Genomic DNA, 22,284 nt, shown 5'->3' with positions numbered 1-22,284 from the left:
ACCCCCGCGGGCGGCCGTTCAAGTTTAACCACCCTCGGCGATGGCCGTCTCCCCCAAAGCAGCCGGTGCCGCGGGACGCAGCCAGCCGGCGAGCATCAGGCACGCGGCCGCGGCGATCAGGCAGGTCAACACCAGCAGCGCCGTCCACACGTCGCGTTGGGATTGCGCGAACCAGGCGGGCGGCAGCTTCACGAGGAGATAGGCGCCGTACCAAAAGACGACGTGCTCGAGCCAGGGCCGCGCGCTTCGACCGCGCGGCGCCATGAGCCCCGTCGCCAGGCAGTAGCTCGCCGCGCCGGCCGCCACGATCAGCGCACCGCCGGGCCACCCCAGGGCGACGGTCGCCACGAGCCACACACTCACCAACGGCTCGCCCTGCCAGCGCAATCGCGCAAAGATCGCCGCGAGCGCGCACAGCGCCAGGATCAGCATCAGCGTAGGATCGAAAAACTCGGCCGCCGCCTTCGTGTGCACCAGCACCTTTTGCAGCCAGGCGTAACCTATGCCAATGCCCAGGCCGCCGGCCAGCCAGACGCGGGCATCCACCTGTCGACCGTCGCGACGCATCAGCCCGGCGGCCAACAGCGCGCACCAGGCCGTCGCCCCGACGACGAACAGCGCCCAATACGCCTCTCGTTCGAGGCTCAAGAACCGCGGCAAAGGCCCGCGCAACAGCGAGTCGAACCAGATCGCGTCGGTCCACGGTGCCAGGTAGCCCAAGTTTGCCTGCGCCACGACGACGAACATGCAGCCCGTCCAGAGCTCGATCGTGGGATACCGCGCCGCGATCGCGCAGCCGCAATCGCGGCACCGGCCGCCCAACCACAGCCAACCCAGAACCGGCACGTTGTCGCGCCCGCGAATTCGATTGCCGCATACCGGGCAATGCGACGGCGGATGCACGATGCTCTTGCCCGCGGGCCAGCGGTGAACGACCACGTTCAAAAAGCTACCGATCGACGCGCCCAGGCAGAACAACCACACGGTCGTCACGATGCTGCCGGTCACGGTGTTCCACGGCCAGAGCACCTCCTGGCGATACAACCGCGCGGCGTGCAACGTCAGCAGCAGGGCGATGGCACCGATGGCAACGACGATTTCGACGATCAATACGCGCCGCGCGCGCTGCAGCGCCCCTTGGACGTCCGGATCGAGCGGCGGGGTAGGGGGCGTCATGCGCTTAGAGAATCCCGTGCAAAGGCCCACCCCGGGCCGCCAATTGATCGACGCGCGCCGTCACGGCCGGATCTTCGACCAGGGGCGGCGCATGATGCGGTTTGATGCGCGCATCGATCACCAACGGGCCGCGACAACCCCAGTGTTTCTGTTCGACGAATTCGCCGCAGCCGGCGATGTCCGCGGCCGGATTGCTGCGCGTGAAGGTGACCCAGAGAAAGTTGCTGACGGTCCGCGCCGTAAACTCGCTGTCGTCGACCAGCACCACCAGCGGAAACTGCTGAATCGCATCGTCGTCGCGAACATGCGCCGTAAACCTGGCCGCCGCAGCGTCGCTGCCGGGGGCGGCGACCGCAAACCGCGGCGCCTCGACGGCCAAGACACCGGGCAGGCACACGCGCGGACGCGCAAATCCTTCGGGCAGACGCAAGTCGCCCACGATCGAACCAGGCAGCTCGCGCACCACCGGACCCGCGGCGGCCCACACGACCTTCGAGCCTTCGTTGAAACCGCTGCCCGAATAATCGAGCGTGTCGATCGTCGTGCGGGTCTGAAAATGTACGTCGCGGCGCCAATCGATCCGCCGCAGCAAGTGCGAGAAGAACGCGGGCAGATCGTGGATGTCGAGCCGCGGGTCGTCGTCGCCGGCGACGATCAACAGGTACTTGGCCAGCGACATCTGGCCCTGGCCCAGGATCGCGTTGGCCTGCGTGAGCAGTTCCTGCGGCCGCGGCGGACGGTGATACGGCACATAGCGCTCGCTGCCGATCGCCAACAGCAGCGGGTGGACGCCGGCCGCGTCGACTGCGTTGACGGCCCGTACGCCGGCGATGACCGTGGGAATCACCGGCCCGGTGATCTCGTGGATCAACTCGCCAAAACTCGTGTCTTCCTGCGGCGGGCGGCCAACGACGGTGAAGGGCCAAACCGCGTCGCGGCGGTGATAGACTCTGTGCACGCGCATCACCGGGAACTCGTGCACCAGGCTGTAATAACCCAGGTGATCGCCGAACGGACCCTCGGGCAGGGTCCGCTGGGGATCGATGTAGCCGGTCAGGCAAAAGTCGGCATCCGCCGCGATCGCCGCTTCGCCCGGGCTGCGCACCAGGCGAATCGACCGCCCGGCCAGCGCGCCGGCGAACGACAGTTCGGAAAGGCCCTCGGGCAGCGGCATCACGGCGGCCACGGTCATGGCCGGCGGACCGCCGACGAACACGCTCACCGGCAGGCGCTCGCCGCGCCGCACGGCCGCGGCATGATGCACGCCGATGCCGCGGTGAATCTGATAATGCAGTCCGACTTCGCGGTTCGCCTCGTAACGGTTGCCGGCCAGCTGAATGCGATACATGCCCAGGTTCGAACGTTGCCAGCCCGGCTGGTCAGGATCCTCGGTGTACACCTGCGGCAGCGTGATGAACGGCCCGCCATCACGCGGCCAGGCGACGATCGGCGGCAACTCGGCGAGCGTCGTCTCGCACTCGAGTACCGGCCCGCGACGCGTGCTGCGCGGCAGCATGTGCCATGCGGCGCGGAGGGCGCCGGCGTGCCGCCAGGGCGCTTTGGCCGCTTGGGCGGGATCGATCTTCAACTGGACCAGCTTGCGGACCCGGCCGAGCGTATCGCGAAAGATAAAGTGCGTGCGCTCGCGGGTGCCGAACAGATTGCTGACCGCCGGAAAACGGCAACCGCGCAGCCGGTTGAACAAGATCGCAGGACCGCCGGCCTGGTAGACGCGGCGCTGAATCTCGGCGGCTTCGAGCCGGGGATCGATCTCGTCGTCGATCCGCACCAGGCGGCCCGTGGCGGCCAGGTCGTCGACGCACGCCCGTAGCGAGCGATAGCCCATGGCGCGGCCTGGCTTCAGGAGAATTCTGGGCGAATCTGCCGCAAACGTTGTTCGGTCAACTGCATCAACCGATCTTCGGCCGCCTCGTCCGCAGCTTCATAGGTGACCGAGAACCGCAGGAACGCGCCGGCGTCGTCCCAGGGCACCGTGCAGATCGAATGTTCGGTGATCAGGTACTGGCTAGCCGCCTCGGCCGTCTCGAACCTCGGCCCGCCGGCGATGCCGCGCGGCGCCAGCGTGTACAGAAAGTAGGTCCCGCCCGGCATCCGGCAATCGAAGCCGCAGCGCTGCAAGGTCTCGACGAGCTTCTGCAGCCGGCGGGCATACTTCACCTTGGTCTGGCGCGGGATGTCGTCGTCGTCGAGCGCCACGCAGGCGGCCCGCTGGATGGCCATGAACTGGCCCGAGTCGCTGTTGTCCTTGATATCGGCGAACGCACGGACAATTCGCTCGTGACCGCAGACAAAGCCGATGCGCCAGCCGATCATGTTCCAGCCCTTCGACAGGCTGTGCACTTCGACGCCGACTTCCTTGGCGCCGGGAACCTGCAGAAAGCTGGTCGGCTCACCGTCGTAACTCAGCATCGCATGGGCCGCGTCCTGCACGACGACCACCTGGTTGCGCTGCGCGAAGTCGATCACGCGCTCGTAAAACGCTCGCGTCGCCAGCTTCCCCGTCGGGCTATTGGGGTAGTTGATCACCAGCAGCTTGGCTCGCAGCGCGACGTCCGGCGGAATCGCGTCGAGATCGGGAAAGAAATCGTTCTGAGCCAACAGCGGCAGCCGATGGACCTCGCCGCCGTAGTAGCGCGTGTGCGTGCCGGCGACGGGGTAGCCCGGCACGGTCATCAACGTCACGTCGCCCGGATTGATAAACGCCGCGGGCAACATGGCCAAGGCGGGCTTCGAGCCGATGGCGTGATTGACCTCGGTAACCGGGTCGATGTCGACGCCGAAGCGCCGCTTCATGAACCGCGCCGCGGCCTCCTTGAACTCGGCGATGCCGTTGTCGGCATAGCCGCGGTTCTCGGTGCGGTGTACTTCGTGGGCCAGGGACGCGCGGACCTTGTCGGCGGCGGGTACGTCGTTTTCGCCGATGCCGAAATCGATCAACGCCCGCTCAGGGTGCTCGGCCAGGGCCTTGCGCTTGGCGCGCTTGATCTTCTCGAACTTGTAGATCTCGGTGCCCTTGCCGTAGCCCGCCCCGCCGATGCGGTCGGCAAACAAGGTCTGAAAATAAGGATCGTCCATGTTCTCGCTGCTTCACCGGCCCCCGGCCATTCGGTCACCCGCCGCCTCGCGCCCCCGACGCCGTGCCGGGAGTCTGAGTGACCATAGACATCCGGTCGCGAGCCGACAAGCTACCGAGCGGCAAAATCGCCCGCGTGGATGCTCGGCAGATGCGTCACACCCATCAAAAACTTGTCGACCGAGCGGGCAGCCTCGCGTCCTTCGTGAATCGCCCACACGACCAGCGACTGGCCGCGCCGCGAATCGCCCGCCGCGAAGACGCCGGGCACGCTGGTCTGATAGTCGCCGTCGCAGGCAATATTGCCCCGCGCATCGACCTCCAAGCCCAACTCGGCGACTGGGCCCTGCCGCTCCGGCCCCAAGAAGCCCATCGCCAGCAGCACCAACTGAGAGTTCCACACCTTTTCGGTGCCGGGCACTTCGCGCAACGACGGGCGCCCATTGGCGTCGGGCACCCACTCGACGCTCACCGTCTTCAGCCCCTTCACCTGGCCCGATTCGTCGCCCAGGAACTCCTTGGTCAAGATGCTCCAGTGACGGTCGCAACCCTCTTCGTGCGAGCTGCTGGTGCGCAGCATCATCGGCCAATACGGCCAAGGCGTGGCCTGCGGCCGTTCATGGGCACGCGGATACTTGCCCAGGTCCGGCGGCTTGTCGAGCAGCTCGAACTGCGTGACACTCTTCGCGTGCTGACGGTTCGAGGTGCCTGTGCAATCGCTGCCGGTGTCGCCGCCGCCGATCACGAGCACATCCTTGCCCGTGGCGAGAATGGCCACGTCGTCGGCGATCGTGTCGCCCTGGTTGCGTTTGTTTTGCTGGGGCAGGAACTCCATGGCGAAATGCACGCCCTTGAGTTCCCGTCCAGGCACCTTCAGATCGCGCGGCTGAGTGGAGCCGATGGTCAGCAGAATGGCGTCGAATTCGCTTTTCAATTCGGCGCTCGATACGTTCACGCCGACGTTTGCGTTGCAGCGAAATTCGACCCCCTCGTCCTCGAGCTGACGCACGCGCCGCGCCACGCGCCATTTTTCCAGCTTGAAGTCGGGAATGCCGTACATCAGCAATCCGCCGGGACGGTCGTCGCGTTCGAAGACCGTGACCTGGTGGCCGGCACGGTTCAGTTGTTGCGCCGCCGCCAGACCGGCCGGCCCGCTGCCAATCACCGCGACGCGCTTGCCGGTCCGCGTCAGCGGCGGCTCCGGTACGATCCAGCCCTCATCGAAGCCGCGATCGGCGATCGACATTTCGATCTGCTTGATCGTCACCGGGTCGGCATTGATCCCCAGCACGCAGGCCGACTCGCAGGGAGCCGGGCAAATGCGGCCCGTGAACTCGGGAAAGTTGTTCGTCGCATGGAGCGTGGCGAGCGCCTCGCGCCAGCGACCGCGAAACACCAGGTCATTCCAGTCTGGAATGATGTTGCCCAGCGGGCAGCCCGTGTGGCAGAAGGGCACCCCGCAGTCCATGCACCGGGCGCCTTGTAGCGCGATCTCTTCGGCCGGCAGCACTTGCAGGAATTCCTTGTAGTGCTGCAAACGGTTCGAGACCGGCTCGTCCTTGTACGTCTTGCGCTCGAACTTCATGAACCCGCGAACGTCACCCATGGCCCACCTCCGCCAGCTCGGTGCCCAACTCGCGCTCGCGCGCCATGATGGCCAGGGCGCGCTTGTAGTCGATCGGCATCACCTTGACGAACTTCTTCACCAGTCGCTCCCAGTTGTCGAGCACGTATTGCCCACGGGTACTCTCCGTGAATTCGACGTGCCGCCGCACGAGCCGGTGCACGCGCTCGAGATCTTCCGGTTCGCTCAACTCTTCCAGTTCGACCATTTCGCGATTCACCTGCGGCGGGAACGTGCCGAATTCGTCGAGCACGTAGGCGATGCCCCCGCTCATCCCGGCGGCAAAGTTGCGCCCCGTCGGCCCGAGGATCACCGCGTAGCCGCCGGTCATGTATTCGCAGCCATGATCGCCGACCCCTTCGACCACGGCCGACGCGCCGCTATTACGCACGCAGAACCGCTCGCCGGCGATACCCCGCAAATAGACCTCACCCGCCGTGGCCCCATACAAGACCACGTTACCGGCGATGATGTTCTCCTCCGGCACGAAGGTCGATTCGCGCGGCGGGCGCACGATGATCTTGCCGCCCGAGAGCCCCTTGCCGCAGTAATCATTCACGTCGCCTTCGACGCGGACCGTAATGCCGGGAGCGCCGAACGCCAGCAAACTCTGGCCGCCGGTGCCGTGGAAGTTGAGCTGAATCGTGTCGGGCGGCAGGCCGTTGGCGCCGAAATGCCGCGTGACCTCGCTCGACAGGATCGTGCCGAGGGTCCGCTGCGTATTGCGGATGGCCATGTCGACCTTGACCGGCGTGCCGTGTTCCAGCGCCGGCCGGCACAAGTCGAGCAGCACCTTCATATCGAGAGAATCCTCGATGCCGTGATCCTGCGACTGGCAGCAGTAAGTCATCACGCGCGCCGGCACGTCCGGCTTGTGCAGCATCGTCGAAAAATCGAGGCCCCGGGCCTTCCAATGATCGATCGCCTCGCGGGTATCGAGCCGGTCGACGCGGCCGACCATCTCGTTGATCGTGCGGAAGCCGAGTTCGGCCATGATCTCGCGCACGCCCTCGGCCACCAGCAGGAAGTAATTCACGACCCATTCCGGCTTGCCGCGGAACAGCTTGCGCAAGGCCGGGTCCTGCGTGGCGATCCCTACGGGACAGGTGTTCAAGTGGCACTTGCGCATCATGATGCAGCCCATCACGACCAGGGCGGCCGTGGCGATGCCGTATTCTTCGGCGCCGAGCAGCGTGGCGATCACCACGTCGCGCGGCGTGCGAATCATGCCGTCGGTCTGCACGACGATCCGGCTCCGCAGGTCGTTGAGCACCAGCACCTGGTGCGTCTCGGCGAGGCCCAGCTCCCAGGGGATGCCGGCGTGCTTGATCGAGGTCTGCGGGCTGGCACCGGTGCCGCCGTCGTGGCCCGAGATCAGCACGACGTCGGCCTTGCCCTTGGCCACGCCGGCCGCGACGGTGCCCACGCCCACCTCGGCCACGAGCTTCACGCTGATCCGTGCATCGCGGTTGGCGTTTTTCAAGTCGTGGATCAGTTGGGCGAGATCCTCGATCGAGTAAATATCGTGGTGGGGCGGCGGTGAAATCAGGCCCACGCCCGGCGTGCTGTGCCGGATACGGGCAATCTCGCGATCGACCTTGTGGCCGGGCAACTGACCGCCTTCGCCGGGCTTGGCACCCTGGGCCATCTTGATCTGCAGTTCCTTGGCGTTGACCAGGTATTCACTGGTCACGCCGAAGCGTCCGCTGGCCACCTGCTTGATCGCGCTGGAGCGGAAATCGCCGTTGTCGTCGGGGAGATACCGCACCGGGTCTTCGCCGCCTTCGCCGGTGTTGCTCTTGCCGCCGAGCCGATTCATGGCGATGGCCAGCGTCTCGTGGGCTTCCTTGGAGATCGAGCCATACGACATCGCCCCGGTGGCGAACCGCTTGACGATCTCGCTGGCCGGCTCAACCTGGTCGAGCGGCAACGGCTTGTCGGCCGACTTGAACTGCAACAGCCCCCGTAGCGTGAGCAGCTTGCGCTGCTGCTGGTCGATGCCTTCGCAATACTTGCGGAACTCCTCGCGGCTGTTGAGTTGCGTGGCGTGTTGCAGCCGGGCCACGACGTCGGGGTTCATGACGTGCGCCTCGCCCTTGCGGCGCCATTGATATTGTCCGCCCACGTCCAACCCCAACACCTGCGGCACCGCGGTCCGCGGATATGCGTGCTCGTGACGGCGCAGCGACTCCTCGGCCACTTCTTCCAGCCCAATGCCCGAGATGCGGCTGGCGGTCCAGGCGAAGTACTCGTCGATGAAGCCGCGGTTGAGGCCGATCGCTTCGAAGATCTGCGCCCCACGGTAGCTTTGCTGGGTCGAGATGCCCATCTTCGACATGACCTTCAGCAGGCCCTTGTTGCAGGCCTTGATGTAGTTCTTTTCCAGCTTGGCGACGGTGTACTCCTCGGGCACCAGGCCTTGTTCGCGCATGTCGCGCAACGTAGCCAGGGCCAGGTACGGGTTCACGGCACCGGCCCCATAGGCGGTGAGCAGGGCAAAGTGCTGGACCTCGCGGGCCTCGCCGGTTTCGACGATCAGGCCGCAGCGCGTCCGCGTACCCTCGCGAATCAGGTGATGATGCACGGCCGACACCGCCAGCAACACGGGAATCGGCACTTGGTCGGCGCTGACGCCACGATCCGAGAGCACCAACAGCGTCGCGCCTGCGGCCAGCGCCGCCGAGCACTCGGCCTGCAGCGCCGCGATCCGGGCGCGCATCCCCTCGGCCCCTGCGCTGCGCGGAAAGAGCGTCGAAAACGTGCGTGCGCGCAAACGGCCCGAGTCGAGCGCGCGAATCTTGGCCAGGTCACGGTCGGCCAAGATCGGCGTCTCGAGCCGCAACAGGCCGCACTGCTCCGGCTGTTCGTCGAGCAGATTGCCTTCCGAGCCGATCGTCGTCACCAGCGAGGTGACCAGCTCCTCGCGAATCGCATCGAGCGGCGGATTGGTCACCTGGGCAAAGAGCTGCTTGAAATAGTTGTAGAGCAGCTGCGGCCGGTCGGAGAGCACCGCCAGCGGCGCGTCGTTGCCCATCGAGCCGATGGCCTCGGCGCCGTCGACCGCCATCGGATGCATGACGATCCGCAAGTCCTCGTACGTGTAGCCGAACGTCCGCTGCAAGGCGAGCAGTTCGGGACCGGATTGGCCGTTGGCCGGCTGGCCGTTGAGTTCGGCGGGCTCGGGCAAACGGTCGAGCGTCCACTGGTGCGCCTGGAGCCACTCGCGATAGGGCTTGCGGGCGGCCAACTGCTGCTTGAGCTCGCTGTCGGCGATGATCCGGCCCTGGGCCGTGTCGATCAGGAACATGCGGCCCGGACGCAGACGGCCCTTGGATTCCACCTCGCTGGGCGGAATATCGAGCACACCGGCCTCGGACGCCATGACCACGCGGCCGCCCTTGGTGACCCAGTACCGGCTCGGGCGCAAACCATTGCGATCCAGGATTGCACCGATGCAGGTGCCGTCGGTAAAGGCGATCGAGGCCGGGCCGTCCCAGGGCTCCATCAAGCAGGCCTGGTATTCGTAGTAGGCCTTCTTCGCGTCCGACATGCTCTCGTGGCCCGCCCACGGCTCGGGAATGAGCATCGACACCGCCTCGGCCAACGGCCGGCCGGTCATCACGAGCAATTCGAGCACGTTGTCGAGAATCGCCGAGTCGCTGGCGCTGGGCGTGCAGATCGGGAAGATCTTCTTCAGGTCGGCGCCGTACTTTTCGCTGTCGAGCATGCTCTGGCGGGCATACATCCAATTGACGTTGCCGCGCAGCGTGTTGATCTCGCCGTTGTGCGCCAAGAACCGGAACGGGTGCGCCAGGTCCCAGGTGGGGAACGTATTGGTGCTGTAACGCTGGTGAACCAGCGCCAGGGCCGACGCAAAATCGGGCTCGCTCAAGTCCTTGTAGAAGCGGTCGACCTGGTAGGCCAACAGCAGGCCCTTGTAGATCATCACCCGCGACGACAGGCTCGGCAGATAGAAGAACTCTTTCTCCTCGAGCTCGCTGGCGCGGACCGCGATCTCGGCCCGCTTGCGGATCACGTACAGCTTCCACTCGAACATGTCAGGCGCGGTCTCGGGGCCACGGCCCACGAACACCTGGCGGATGAACGGCTCGACCTCGCGCGCCGTCCGGCCGATGTCCCGATTGTCGACCGGCACATCGCGCCAACCGATCAAGCGCTGACCTTCTTCAGCAATGCACTGCTCGAGCAGCCGTTCGCAAACGGCGCGTTCGTCCGCCTCGGGCGGCAGGAACACCAACCCGGCGCCGTACTCGCCCGGCCCCGGCAGGTCGAGTCGCAGCTCGCGACAGCGGGCGGCGAAAAACTCGTGCGGGATCTGCGTGAGAATCCCCGCACCGTCGCCCGTGAGCGGATCGCAGCCGCATGCGCCGCGGTGGGTGAGGTTCTCGAGAATCTCGAGCCCCTGGCGGACAATGTCGTGGCTCTTGCGGCCATGAATGTCGACCACGAAACCGACGCCACAGGCGTCGCGTTCATTCGCCGGGTCGTACAAACCTTGCGCGCGGGGACGGAGCGGTCGCTTTCTCTCTGGCATGGCAATTACCTGGTCGGGATTCAGTTCCGCGACATCTGCGGACGTTTCTTTTTGGCGTGACCGTTGGGCGACTGGCCGTTGTCGGCCGGACCGTGACCGGCTGTGCCGTTAGCACGGGCCCCCGTGGTGCCGTAGCCGGCCGCGGCCTCGACCGCGAGTTCCGGCGCAGGTGCACACCCGGGACCGTGATCCTCGCCGTTCGCGCCGGGATAGCCCGTAGCGACCGGCACCTTATCCGCCTGTCCGACAGCCCCTTCTTCCTGTTGCAGCAGCTCGATGAATCGTTGGGCCGTGCTGCTCAGCTCGCGGCCGCGGCGATAGATGATGCCCAGCGGCCGGACCAGCTCGTCGGTGGCCAGCGCGATGCCCCGTAGCGTGCCGGTCTCGATCTCGCGAACCACCGTCGGCGCAGGCAACAAGGCCACGCCGGCATCGATCTCGACGGCGCGCTTGATCGTTTCGATATTGTCGAATTCCATCGCCATCTCGACTTCGACCCCGCGGACGTGCAGCAGCCGGTCGATCTCGCGGCGAATCGTCAGCCCCGTCTCGAAGCCGACCATGCGTTGCCCGGCCAGATCGGCCAGGTCGATGCGCGCCTTGCTCGCCAGGGCATGCCCCGGGGCACAGACCAGCACCATCGGCTCTTCGCGCCAAGGCAATGCCTGAATCGTCCGCGACGACTTGGGATAGCTCACCAGCCCCAGGTCGGTCTTGTCGTTCTCGACGCTCTCGTAGACGCGGTGCGGGTGCAGGTATTCGAGCCGTACATTGGCCCGCGGATAGCGGCTCATGAACTCGAACAGGTGCCGGTTCATGTGGTGCAGGCCGACCGAGTAGATCGACGCCACGCGCAGCCTTCCAGCGACTTCGTCGTGCAGCGTGCGCACGCGATCTTCGAGTGCCGCATAGCGGTCGACCAGGCTGCGGCAGCCGTCGTAGAACACCTCACCCTCGAGCGTCAGCACGAACGGCCGCTTCGAGCGGTCGATCAGCCGCACGCCCAGATGCTCCTCCAATTGGAGCACGACCTGGCTGGCGCCCGACTGCGAAATGCCGTTCTCGCTGGCAGCCTTGGAAAAGCTCTCCAGGCGCACGATGTCGCAGAAGATCTTGAGATTCGAGAACTTCACGGCGCAGCCCAAACCAGGGACGAAACCGGCACAAAAAGGAGTCGACGCGATAATTACGATTTCAAATATCGCGTCGTCGCAACATCTGAAATGAACAACATAGGGTAAAAGTCCTTTGACGCTTCGTCAAGCAGGAGTGACCGCGTGTTTTGGCTGCCGAAACAACCGCCCAGAGCGTGCCGAACCACCCAGTTTACGCAGGCAGTAAACTCAATGCCGATCTAGGGTTGCGCTAGAGTCGCCGACCGGCAGTGCTGGCCTGCTCCTGGCCGCGAGCACCAGCGAGCGACGATCAATCGCCCCGATAGTGCGGTCGGACGACATCAGCCAGGGCAATGCTGGCGACGGTAGCCCCCTCACGACACCGGGCGCGGCCCGGATGTTCGCCCGCGGCCCAGATGTTCACCGGCTAGGCGGGCTGACGGGCCGCGCGGATCGCGGCGGTGAGCCGGGGAACCGCATCGAACAGGTCGGCGACGAGGCCGTAATCGGCCACCTCAAAGATGGGCGCGCCGGCGTCCTTATTGATGGCCACGATGGTTTTCGAGTTACGCATGCCGGCGAGGTGCTGGATGGCCCCGCTCAGGCCCGCGCAGAGGTAGAGCTTCGGGGCGATCACCTTGCCCGTTTGGCCGACCTGAAAATCGTTGGGCATCCATCCGGCGTCGACCACGGCCCGGCTCGCACCCACCGCGGCACCCAGCAGGTCGGCCAGCTCTTCGAGCAGCTTGAAGCCCTCGGCGCCTTTCGTACCACGGCCACCCGAGACGACGATATCGGCCTCGGTCAGCTCCGGGCGCGTCAGTTCCGTCTTGTGCACTCCGGCAAAACGCTTGCGCGGATGGGCCAAGCGCTCGGGCAGCGGGGCGTCGGCAATTTCGGCCGGGGCGCCGCCTTCGCCGCACGCCTCGAACGCCGACGCACGACAAGTCGCCACGGCGACCGGGGCCGTCAGCTCGACCTCAGCCAGCAGGTTGCCCGAAAACGACGGCTTGGTGAAACGCAGGGCACCGGCATCGGCGCCGCGAATCTCGAGCACGTCCGAGGCCATCGGAGCACCCAGCCGCGCGGCCACGCGCGGCAAGCAATCGCGCGTCGCCGTGGCCGAAGCCGCGCAGACCAGCCGATAGCGCTGCTCGGCCACTGCCACAATCGCCCGGGCCCGCGCCTCGCCGGTGCCCGAATCCAAGTCGGCATGTTCCGCCACCCAGACTTTGCGGACGTCGTGCTCGGCGACCCGTGGGGCCAGCGCCTTGGCGCCCGTGCCGAGCAAGAGCACGTCGCAAGCCTCGCCGGCAGCTTTGGCCGCGGCGTGACCAAAGCCGATCGCGGCCTCGTCGCTGCGCGTCAGACGCCCCCCGGAAACAAAGACGATGGCCAAGACGTCGGACATGGCGATGAGCCCTGAGTTGAAGTTGCGCTGTTCGCGCGCGTGGTGAGACTACGGTTTTGCGAGGTCAGATCAGCCCCTTGGCCATGAGCACCTCGGCCAAGGCCTCGGGACTTTCGACCAGTTCGCCCTTTTGGCGCGCCGGCAACGTGCGGTAGCCGGTGACCCGGTAGCCGTCGGCGGGCACCGCGCCGATTTCGGACCACGGCACCACGGCCTGGGGTTTTTTCTTGGCCTTCAGGATGCCCGGCAGCGAGGCGTACCGGGGCTGATTCAGTCGCAGGTCGGTCGTGATCACGGCCGGCAAGTCGACCTCGACCGTTTCGAGCCCGCCGTCGATCTCGCAAGTGACCCGGGCCGATTTCCCGGCCGCATCAAGTTCGACCTTCGAGGCAAACGACGCGTGCGGCCAATCCAGCAACTCGGCCAGCATCAGCGGAACCTGCCCGTTCTCGGCGTCGATCGCCAGTTTGCCCATCAGCACCAGGTCGGGCGACTCGCGCCGAATTGCAGCGGCGAGCGCCGTGGCCGTCTGCAGCGGATCGAGCGGCTGCGCGCAATCGACGCGCAACGAACGATCGGCCCCCATGGCCAGCGCCGCGACCAGTTGTTCTTGCAGGGCCTCGGGACCCACGCCCAGGGCAATCACTTCGCCGCCCACGCGGTCGCGAATCACGAGCGCCTCTTCGACGGCCAGCTCGTCGAAGGGGTTGATCTCGAACTGCAATTGATCCGTGACGAGCGCCCCGCCTTGGGCAATTTTCATCCGCGTATCGCGCTGTGGCGTGCGCTTGATCGTGGCAATGATTTTCATCAATTCGGCCCGGCAGGTTGATGTTGGGGCTGGCGCAGCGGTATCTGACGCGGGTCAATAGCGACGCCCGGGTCGGTTGGGCCCGGGCGTCGCGGTCGGATCGTGACCCGTGCGCACCTACGCTCGACAAGCGAGCGGGCGAGCACGTTACTTGTTGTAGGCCATCAGGATTTCGTCGGTCTGCACGCCGGCGATCGACTTGAAGCCGCCGTCGACAATCTTCTCGCCAAGCTTGGTGACCGCGCGGAAGTATTGATCCGACGGACGTTCGCCGGTGAGACGACGAGTCAGGTCCTGGCAGAGCACGTCGGCCGCGTCGCGAACGATCTCGTCGCTCTGACGGCTGGCATACAGCGCGGTGCAGAGGATCACGGTCGCGTCCTGGACGCGCTGCGACAGCTCCGACATCCGGCACTGCCGGTCGGCCAGCGCCAACTGGTGCTTGAACATCGCACCGACGCTGATTTCGTAAGGCGACCGCTGCAGGAAGTTGGAGGCAAACTCGGCATGCGCCTTCAGCTTCTCGGGCATGGCCGGCAGCGTGTACTGCGCGCTGCGCAGCTTCTGGCCGGCCACCCACTTCATCCACGAGCTGCCCGGGCCCGCCAAGGCCAAGGCATGCGACGGGTTGAACGGGTTGGGCTTCTTGATGCCGTGCTTTTGCAGGGCCTTGCCGATCGGCTCGAAGAACTTGACGCCGTGCTCCTTGACGAGCGACTTGAAGAAGGCCATGCCGAGCATTTCGCCTTCGCCCTCGTAGATGCACGGAGCCAGGAACTCGTGCACGTTGTCGCCGAAGACGTGGCCGTGCAGGAACGAGCGGCCGCCGTGCGTCTTCATGAAGTACTCGATCGCCGCGGTCTTCTGCGATTCGCTGCCGAAGATCTTGGCGATGATGCACTCCATTTCACCGCGGTAGCCTTCGTCCAACAAACCGCCGCACCACTCGACCAAGGCGTCGCTGCCGACGACCAGGCCGGCCGTCTGGCCCAAGCGGCGCTGCACCAGCTCGCGCGTCGAGATCGGCTGGCTGTAGGTCACGCGGAACTTGGCCCAGGGGAGCATGCTGGCCATCATCAACCGCATCTGGCCCGACGCATTGGCGCACAACGCCACGCGGCCCAGGTTCAGGCCGTGATAGGCGATCGTCAGCCCGTCGCCGCGATTGACCTTCAGCAGGTTCTCGGCCGGAACGTGGAAGTCCTTGAAGATGATGCCGCGGTTGTAGGCGCCACGGATGGCGTACAGGCCGTACTTTTTCAGTTGGAAGCTGTCGTTCTCGGCATCCGGCAGGTCGGCGATCAGCACCGCCGGCTTGCCCTCGATCAAGCACACCAGGCCGATCGTGCGGCCGGGCGTGACGTTGGTGATGAACAGCTTCTCGCCGTTCACCACGTAGCGATCGCCTTCCAGCTTGGCGGTGGTACGCAGATTCGTCAGGTCCGAACCGGCACACGGCTCCGTCAGCGCAAACGCGCTGAGCCGTTCGCCGCTGGCCAGCTTCGGCAGATACTTCTGCTTCTGCTCGGGCGAGCCGAAGGTGCGAATCGGATCGACGGCGCCGATGCACCCGTGCACGCTGGCCAGGCCGGCCACGGTGCCTTCGAGCATCGACATCTTGGTCAGGAACGAGGCAAAGCTGACAAACGGCGCCCCGGCCCCGCCGTACTCGGGACCGACCAGCAGACCCCAGTAGCCGACCTGGCCCAGGTCGCCGAGCACGCGCTCGGTGATCTTGCCTTCGGCGTTGTAGAGCGACTTCGCTTCGCGATGGCGACGGACGACGTCTAACGAGTCGTTCATCACTTTGGTCACGCGATCGGGGACTTGCGGCGGCTTGCTGACGAACAGATCGACTGGCACTTCGCGGTCCCAGACGGCGCGGTGGATCGGGCTGGCCGTCGTGCGGAATTTGAACAGGTGCTCGACCTGGTCGTCGGCCTTGTCGATGGCGCCCGTACGCCGAGCCTCGTCGGCACTCTTACCGCCGAGCTTCAGCGCCGTTTCGGCGAACGATTCTTTGGTGTCGTCATGGTGGGCGCCAACTCCGTTTTGACCTTGGGATTTTTCGGCCAGCTCCATAGCGTCGGTCTTCATGCGTCACGACCTTTGTTCAAGAACGGGTTGGTTCGAATATAGGTGCAAGCGGCAACAACCGCTTCGGCAAACGCTTCCGCAAAAACCCCACCTGAGTGAGCGCAATCCGCCCGTCTCGCTAATCCATCCTGTTTCGCTGATCAATCGTAGTCCTGCCCTGCGCGGCCAGCAACTAGCTGCGACCTTTCCGTCGCGAGGCCAAGTTCCTTTCAATCGCAGCGTTCGAAAATCGTGGCGATGCCCTGGCCGATGCCGATGCACATCGTGGCCAGACCGAGCCGAGCGCCGCGGTCGATCATGTTGTGAACCAGTGTCGTCGTGATCCGTGCACCGCTGGCGCCCAGGGGGTGTCCAATCGCCACCGCGCCACCGCGCAGGTTGACGCGCTCCTCATCCATCCCCAGTGCCCGAATGCAGGAGAGCGCCTGTGCGGCGAACGCCTCGTTCAGCTCGATCACGTCGATGTCCGACAGCTTCAAGCCGGCCCGCTTGAGCGCCTTGTGCGTAGCCGGAACCGGCCCCGAGCCCATCACCGCCGGATCGACACCCGCCACGGCCGTCGCCCGGACGCGCACCAGCGGCTTGAGCCCCAGCGACTTGGCCTTCTCCTCGCTCATCACCAGAATGGCCGCCGCGCCGTCGTTGAGCGGCGAGCTGTTGCCGGCCGTGACGGTTCCCATGCCCGGCATGAAGGCCGGCTTGAGCGCCGACAGGCCGTCGTAGCTGCAGTCGTCCCGGACGCACTGATCACGGCGAATCAGCGTGCGGTTGCCATCCTCGTCGCGGCCGTAGACTGGCGCGATCTCGCGCTCGAACTCGCCCTTGCGATGCGCCTCCGACGCCTTCTGGTGCGAACGCAGCGCGAACTCGTCTTGCTCCTTCCGCGTGATGCCACCGGTCATCGCCAGGAACTCGGCCGTGAAGCCCATGTTCAAGGCCGCCAGCGACGTGCGGTGGAACAGCTTTGGGTTCGGGTCGGCGCCTTGATCCATCGGGATGTGATTCATGTGCTCGAAACCGCCCACGATCTGGCAGTCTTCGAAACCGGACATGATCGAGTGCGCGGCCTGATTGAGTGCCTGCAGGCTCGAGCCGCACAGGCGATTGACCGTCGTTCCTGCCGATTCGATCGGCAAGCCGGCCATCAAGCCGATGGCCCGGGCCGCGTTCATGCCTTGCTCGCCCGTCTGCTGGGTGTTGCCCAGGACGACGTCTTCGACCTCCTGCGGATCGATGCCCGTCCGTTCGACGAGCGCCTTGATGCAGGCCACGGCCAGATCGTCGGAACGCACGTCGCGGAACGCGCCCTTGTCCTTATGCGCGCGGCCCACGGCCGTGCGTACGCAACCGACAATCACGGGGGTCTTCATGCCAAATACTCCTTTGACGGAGGTCGTTGTGTTCGAGGCGAGGGAAAATGCCGGGCAGTGGTTGCCGGGCCCTTAGCTGTAAAACTTGCGCCCGGCGCGGGCCAGGTCGGCCAGCATCGGCGTCGGCTGTGCCCGTTCGCCGAGGGCCTCGAGCGGCTTGAGCCATTCGACGATCTTGCCGAGGCCGATCGAGTCGGCCCAGAACAGCAGCCCGCCCTTATACGGCGGGAAACCGGTGCCGAAGATCAGGCCCAGGTCCACGTCGCGCGGATCGCGGACAATCTTCTCTTCGAGAATCCGCGTGGCCTCGAGCACCATCGGCAAGAACAGTCGGTGCTGAATCTGCTCGTCGGTGAATTTTTCCTGCTTCCGCACCAGCGGGCCGATCAATTCTTGCACTGCCGGGTCGGGCACACCCTTGCCGCCTTTTTGTCCGACGTAGGAGAAGAACCCCATCCCGGTCTTCTGGCCCAGTCGCTTCCGTTCGACCATCGCGGGCAACAGCGGCGAGGCGGCGCACCGCGTCGGGAAGGCCTGCTGCATCACGGCGCCGGCGTACAGCGCCGTATCGAGCCCGACGACGTCGTACAACTGAATCGGTCCCATCGGCATGCCGAACTTCTTGGCGGCCTTGTCGACCTGGTCGATCGAAGCGCCGTCGAGCAGCAGTTCCAGGGCCTCGTTCATGTAGGGCAGCAACAGGCGGTTCACCAGGAAGCCTGGCCCGTCGTTGACGACGATCGGCGACTTGCCGATGGCCTTGGCATAGGCCACGGCCGTGGCGACGGTCTCGTCGCTCGTCTTGGCCCCGCGGATCACCTCGACCAGCGGCATCTGCCGCACCGGGTTGAAAAAGTGGATCCCGCAGAAGCGTTCGGGCCGTTTCAGCCCTTCGGCCAGCCGGGTGATCGGAATCGTCGAGGTGTTGCTCGCCAGGATCGCCGTGGCGGCCAATTGCGGCTCGAGCCGGGCATAGAGTTGCTTCTTGACGTCCGGGTTCTCGACGACGGCCTCGATCACCAGGTTGCAGCCGGCAAATTCGGCGTCCGTCGTCGTGGCGTTGAGCAGCGCGGCGTTTTCGATCGCCTTGCCGCCGTCCGGGCCGCGCTTCGACTTGTCGAAGGCCACCTCGTTGAGCACGGTTTGCACGCCCTTTTGCAGGGCCGGGGCGATGGCGTCGGTCAGCGTGACGGGCATCCCGCGCCGCATGCTCGCGGCCGCGATGCCGGCGCCCATGATGCCCGCGCCCACGACGCCCACCGTCTTGATCTCGCCGGCTTTGACGTCCGCGCGATCGACGCCCGTGTCCTTCTTGTTGCGATCCATCAAGAAGAAGACGTTGATCAGCGAGCGGTTGATCGGCGTGCCGAACAGGTCGGCCATCGCGTTGGCTTCGTTGTTGCACGCGCCTTCGATGTCGACCCGCGCCGAGTTGATAATTGTTTCCAGCGCCTTGATCGGTGCCGGATATTGCCCCTTAGTCTGCTGCTGGATGAAGGCCCCCGCCGTGGCGCTCAAGAACATCAACTCGGTGTCGTCGAGGCCCGTCACCGGCTGGCTCCAGGCCTTTCGATCGCGGAGGTAATCCCCCGTCGCCTGCTCGGCGCGGACCATGTTGATCGCGGCTTGCAGCAACCGGTCGCCCGGCACCACGTCGTTCGCCAGGCCAAAGCTCGTGGCCTTCTTGGCGTCGATCGGCTCACCGCTCGAGCACATCTCGATCGCGTTGGCCAACCCGAGCATGCGCGGCGTACGGGCCGTACCGCCCCAGCCCGGGATGATGCCGATCTTGATTTCCGGGAAGCCCATTTGGGCCTTCTTGTCGGTGGTCAAGATCCGGCGATCGCACCAGCACGACATTTCGCAGCCGCCGCCCAGGCACACGCCGTCGATCGCGGCCACGGTGACAAACGGCACCTGCGAGAGGCGCTGGAACAGCTTCCGGCCGCGCGTACACATCTCGACGATCATCTGCCGATCGATGTTTTCGGCCGCGGCGAACTCCGTAATATCGGCACCGGCGATGAATGCGCCCGGCTTGCCCGAACGGATGATCAATCCCGCCAGCCCGGGTTTCTTCTCCAGGGCGTCGAGGTGTTCTTGCAGCTCGAGCAGCACGTGCTGCGAAAAGACGTTGGCGCCTTTGCCCGGCGCGTCGAACGTGAGCACCGCGATATCGGGCTCGGGCATTGTGAGGGTGATGGTACGGGCTTCGGCCATGCTAGGCTGCCTTTGCGCGGCGGGGGTGGTGGGAGTGCGGTCCAAAAAATCCGAGCCTGTCATCGGCCAGGCAATTCTCGCGGCCGGCCGCCCCTGCGAAACATCAGCGGGACGCGGGCTCCTCCCGAATAGCCCTGCGAACCCCTCGGAGTCCATCGTTTTTACCATGCCTCGGAGGGCCGAGGCTGCCTAATTCTGTCTATACTGACCATAGAAACCAGCAATAATCGGGGGCTTCGCCGCCACCGGGTTTTCGACCCGGAAAACCTCGCCAGGAAAGGAGTCTTTTCGATGAAAAACCTCGCTGCGCTGCTCGTCGGATTGGTCACGTGCGGGGGGGTCGCAATCACGGCTACCGAGCCGACCGACGGTTCTCCCGCCGGGGCGAACCATATCCGGCTGGTGATCGACTATGGCGACGGCGTCGAGAAGCACTTCACCGCGCTCGCCTGGCGCGACGGCATGACCGTGCTCGACGCGCTGCAGGCCGCTCAGAAGGTGTCGCACGGCATCCAATTCGTCAGCCGCGGGCAGGGCGAAATCGCCTTCGTCAGTCAGATCGACGATTTGAAAAACCAAGGTGGCGGAGCCGACGGCCGAAACTGGGTGTTTTCGGTAAACGAGAAGACTGCCGATCGGAGTTGTGGTATCCTCCAGGTCCGGCCCGGAGATCGGATCGCCTGGCGGTTCGGCGGGTTGCCGCCGAAGAAATAAAGCGCTCTCGCGCTCGTCGTCAGTTCGTTTTGTTGGCACGCGGAACTTCGGGAGAACGGTTCGATGCGGAAGGCGTCTCAAGCGGCAATGTTTGCGATCATCGTCGTGTTGTGCATCGTGGCCCGCGTGGGTGCGCATGAGGGCTGGCTGCCCGCTCCTCCGAACTTCGCCCCGATGGCCGGCGCGGCGCTGCTGGCGGGTGTCCTGTTCCGCAGCACTCCGGTCGCGATTGCACTGCCGCTGGCGGCGATGGCTGGCAGCGACCTGCTGATCGGCGGCTACGAATGGCAGGTGATGCTCTGCGTGTACGCCACGCTGTTGCTGCCGGTCACCATGGGGCGGATGCTTCGCAATCGTCCGGGCATCGGCCGTTTGCTGGGGTGCACGGTCGCCTCGAGCCTGGCTTTCTTCGCCGTGACGAACTTCGCCGTTTGGGCGTTCAGCCCCTGGTACGAGCAGGACCTGGCCGGCCTGGTCGAATGCTTCGTCGCCGCACTGCCGTTCTTCAAATACACCTTGGCTGGCGACCTGGCCTGGACCGCTGCGTTCTTCGCGGCGTTGGCCCTGAGCAGCCGGACGTTGCCGCAGTGGCTGCCCGGCCGCCCGGCGCTGGCGCGCGTGCGCAAGGGTTAAGCGCGTGGCCGCGGCTGCTGGCCGAGCCTCGCTTCGGGGAGACGCGCTCAAGCGCCGCGAGTTTCTGCGCCTCGGCTTGCGCGGATTCGGCGCGTTGACGCTGCCGGGACTCTTGCGGCTCCGTGCACAGGCCGACATGGCCGCAACCGCGGCCGGCGCTATGCCGCAACCGCGCACCGCGGTGATCCTCGTCTGGCTGCGCGGCGGCGCGAGCCACCTGGAGACCTACGACCCCAAGCCCGACGCCCCCAGCGAATTCCGTGGGCCTTTTGGCACGATCGAAACGCGCGTGCCGGGGCTGCGATTGGGCGAGTTGCTGCCGCGACATGCGGCAATCGCAGATCGGTTCACGATCCTCCGCTCGATGGCCCACACCGGCGGCGGACACCCGGCCGGCTCTCTGCAGTTGCTCACCGGCGACCCGGCCCCGGCCGACAAGCCGAAGCCCGAATTCCCCGACTTGATGACCGTGGCGAACTATCTCCGCTTCGACCCGCGGCGCGAATTGCCCAACTTTGTCGGCGTCAACGGGATTTCGAGCTACGACGGCTTTGTGATCGCCGGCAGTGCTTATCTCGGCACACGGTATGAACCGTTTCGCGTGACCGGCGATCCGAGCGCGCCCGACTTTCGCGTCCCCAACATCGGGCTCGATGCGCCCGAGGCCGCGGCCCAGTTGCGTGAGCGCGCCGACTTGCGCCGCGCGCTCGATCGTCTGCGTCGCACGGTCGACCAGGTCGGCTCGATGCAAGCACTCGATGCGTTCGAGGCGCAAGCCCTGAACCTGCTCACCAGTCCTGCGGCCCAAGCGGCCTTCGACCTCCAACGCGAAGATCAACGGACGCGCGAGCGCTACGGGCTCAATGCCTGGGGGCAACAGTGCCTGATGGCTCGGCGGCTGGTCGAAGCGGGCGTCGAGTTGATCACCACCACGTTCGACGGGCCGTTATGCGGCCGCGTCGCGAACTGGGACGATCACGCGGTGAACCATCACGTGTTCGATGCGTTGGCCTTTCGAGCGCCGGCGTTCGACCGGGCCGTCACCGCGTTGATCGAAGACCTGTACGAGCGCGGCCTCGACCGGCGAGTGCTGGTCGTCGTGACGGGCGAATTTGGCCGTACGCCCCGAATCTCATACGTCGCCAGCAGCGGCGCCGGCGTGGCCAGCGCGGCCCAGGGAGTCGTTCAGCCGGGCCGCGACCACTGGCCGGCGGCCAACAGCATGCTGTTCGCCGGCGGCGGCCTGACCACGGGCCAGGTGATCGGTGCCACCGACCGCCGCGGCGAAGAAGTCGTCGAGCGCCGTGTCGGCGTGCAGGATTTCCTGGCGACGATCTACCGCCACCTGGGCATCGACTACGCGAACGTCGCGATTCCCAACTTCTCCGGGCGACCTGTACCGATCGTCACCGATGGCCGGCCGATTCCGGAGCTCACTGCCTGACCGTCACTGCCGGTATCCGC

General features: G+C 65.8%; 14 protein-coding genes. 3 read left to right on the top strand and 11 right to left on the bottom strand.

Annotation, left to right across the window (positions count from 1 at the left end; translation table 11 throughout):
- Window positions 1-24: 24 nt before the first annotated feature.
- The 11 genes from K1X74_03585 to K1X74_03535 all read right to left on the bottom strand — a co-directional run bounded on the left by K1X74_03585 (window position 25) and on the right by K1X74_03535 (window position 19,473).
- On the bottom strand, window positions 25-1,176 hold the full coding sequence (locus K1X74_03585) for a prepilin peptidase (protein MBX7165409.1): 1,152 nt from the start codon (window positions 1,174-1,176) through the stop codon (window positions 25-27).
- A gap of 4 nt (window positions 1,177-1,180) precedes the next feature.
- Window positions 1,181-3,022, bottom strand: coding sequence for a UbiD family decarboxylase (locus tag K1X74_03580; protein ID MBX7165408.1), 1,842 nt, complete (start codon window positions 3,020-3,022; stop codon window positions 1,181-1,183).
- Between the two features lie 14 nt (window positions 3,023-3,036).
- Window positions 3,037-4,272, bottom strand: coding sequence for an LL-diaminopimelate aminotransferase (locus K1X74_03575; protein ID MBX7165407.1), 1,236 nt, complete (start codon window positions 4,270-4,272; stop codon window positions 3,037-3,039).
- Window positions 4,273-4,382: 110 nt separating this feature from the next.
- Window positions 4,383-5,876: a glutamate synthase subunit beta gene (locus K1X74_03570; GenBank protein MBX7165406.1), complete on the bottom strand. Its 1,494-nt coding sequence runs from the start codon at window positions 5,874-5,876 to the stop codon at window positions 4,383-4,385.
- Window positions 5,869-10,449, bottom strand: coding sequence for a glutamate synthase large subunit (gene gltB, locus K1X74_03565; GenBank protein MBX7165405.1), 4,581 nt, complete (start codon window positions 10,447-10,449; stop codon window positions 5,869-5,871). The genes K1X74_03570 and gltB overlap by 8 nt, the downstream gene beginning before the upstream one ends.
- Window positions 10,450-10,469: 20 nt before the next feature.
- Window positions 10,470-11,582, bottom strand: a complete 1,113-nt coding sequence (locus tag K1X74_03560) for a LysR family transcriptional regulator (GenBank protein ID MBX7165404.1) — start codon at window positions 11,580-11,582, stop codon at window positions 10,470-10,472.
- Between the two features lie 409 nt (window positions 11,583-11,991).
- Entirely contained in the window at window positions 11,992-12,555 is a 564-nt protein-coding gene (locus tag K1X74_03555) for an electron transfer flavoprotein subunit alpha/FixB family protein (GenBank protein ID MBX7165403.1), read from the bottom strand.
- A 484-nt stretch (window positions 12,556-13,039) separates the two neighbouring features.
- Window positions 13,040-13,786: an electron transfer flavoprotein subunit beta/FixA family protein gene (locus K1X74_03550; protein ID MBX7165402.1), complete on the bottom strand. Its 747-nt coding sequence runs from the start codon at window positions 13,784-13,786 to the stop codon at window positions 13,040-13,042.
- 147 nt (window positions 13,787-13,933) lie between these two features.
- The gene (locus K1X74_03545) at window positions 13,934-15,868 is read right to left on the bottom strand and encodes an acyl-CoA dehydrogenase family protein (GenBank protein MBX7165401.1); all 1,935 of its coding nucleotides are present in this window, start codon (window positions 15,866-15,868) and stop codon (window positions 13,934-13,936) included.
- Between the two features lie 224 nt (window positions 15,869-16,092).
- The gene (fadA, locus tag K1X74_03540) at window positions 16,093-17,253 is read right to left on the bottom strand and encodes an acetyl-CoA C-acyltransferase FadA (GenBank protein MBX7165400.1); all 1,161 of its coding nucleotides are present in this window, start codon (window positions 17,251-17,253) and stop codon (window positions 16,093-16,095) included.
- Window positions 17,254-17,325: 72 nt separating this feature from the next.
- Window positions 17,326-19,473, bottom strand: a complete 2,148-nt coding sequence (locus tag K1X74_03535; GenBank protein ID MBX7165399.1) for an enoyl-CoA hydratase/isomerase family protein — start codon at window positions 19,471-19,473, stop codon at window positions 17,326-17,328.
- A 291-nt stretch (window positions 19,474-19,764) separates the two neighbouring features.
- Between K1X74_03535 and K1X74_03530 the strand changes: the two genes are divergently transcribed.
- The 3 genes from K1X74_03530 (at window position 19,765) to K1X74_03520 (ending at window position 22,264) form a co-directional block, all read left to right on the top strand.
- On the top strand, window positions 19,765-20,187 hold the full coding sequence (locus K1X74_03530; GenBank protein ID MBX7165398.1) for a DUF4430 domain-containing protein: 423 nt from the start codon (window positions 19,765-19,767) through the stop codon (window positions 20,185-20,187).
- Between the two features lie 63 nt (window positions 20,188-20,250).
- Window positions 20,251-20,820: a hypothetical protein gene (locus K1X74_03525; GenBank protein MBX7165397.1), complete on the top strand. Its 570-nt coding sequence runs from the start codon at window positions 20,251-20,253 to the stop codon at window positions 20,818-20,820.
- A gap of 136 nt (window positions 20,821-20,956) precedes the next feature.
- Window positions 20,957-22,264, top strand: coding sequence for a DUF1501 domain-containing protein (locus K1X74_03520; GenBank protein MBX7165396.1), 1,308 nt, complete (start codon window positions 20,957-20,959; stop codon window positions 22,262-22,264).
- Window positions 22,265-22,284 lie beyond the last annotated feature (20 nt).

This window comes from Pirellulales bacterium, from assembly GCA_019694435.1.
In the GTDB taxonomy this organism is placed as follows: Bacteria; Planctomycetota; Planctomycetia; order Pirellulales; family JAEUIK01; genus JAIBBZ01.
Note: the sequence above shows the minus strand (reverse complement) of the source record. Positions and strands in the feature narration are given on the sequence as shown.

Bases quoted from the DNA above. Each gene is read 5' to 3' on its own strand.
- K1X74_03585 (MBX7165409.1), bottom strand. From the start codon at position 1,176: ATGACGCCCCCTACCCCGCCGCTCGATCCGGACGTCCAAGGGGCGCTG.
- K1X74_03580 (MBX7165408.1), bottom strand. From the start codon at position 3,022: ATGGGCTATCGCTCGCTACGGGCGTGCGTCGACGACCTGGCCGCCACG.
- K1X74_03575 (MBX7165407.1), bottom strand. From the start codon at position 4,272: ATGGACGATCCTTATTTTCAGACCTTGTTTGCCGACCGCATCGGCGGG.
- K1X74_03570 (MBX7165406.1), bottom strand. From the start codon at position 5,876: ATGGGTGACGTTCGCGGGTTCATGAAGTTCGAGCGCAAGACGTACAAG.
- gltB (MBX7165405.1), bottom strand. From the start codon at position 10,449: ATGCCAGAGAGAAAGCGACCGCTCCGTCCCCGCGCGCAAGGTTTGTAC.
- K1X74_03550 (MBX7165402.1), bottom strand. From the start codon at position 13,786: ATGAAAATCATTGCCACGATCAAGCGCACGCCACAGCGCGATACGCGG.
- K1X74_03545 (MBX7165401.1), bottom strand. From the start codon at position 15,868: ATGGAGCTGGCCGAAAAATCCCAAGGTCAAAACGGAGTTGGCGCCCAC.
- fadA (MBX7165400.1), bottom strand. From the start codon at position 17,253: ATGAAGACCCCCGTGATTGTCGGTTGCGTACGCACGGCCGTGGGCCGC.
- K1X74_03535 (MBX7165399.1), bottom strand. From the start codon at position 19,473: ATGGCCGAAGCCCGTACCATCACCCTCACAATGCCCGAGCCCGATATC.
- K1X74_03530 (MBX7165398.1), top strand. From the start codon at position 19,765: ATGAAAAACCTCGCTGCGCTGCTCGTCGGATTGGTCACGTGCGGGGGG.
- K1X74_03525 (MBX7165397.1), top strand. From the start codon at position 20,251: ATGCGGAAGGCGTCTCAAGCGGCAATGTTTGCGATCATCGTCGTGTTG.
- K1X74_03520 (MBX7165396.1), top strand. From the start codon at position 20,957: ATGGCCGCAACCGCGGCCGGCGCTATGCCGCAACCGCGCACCGCGGTG.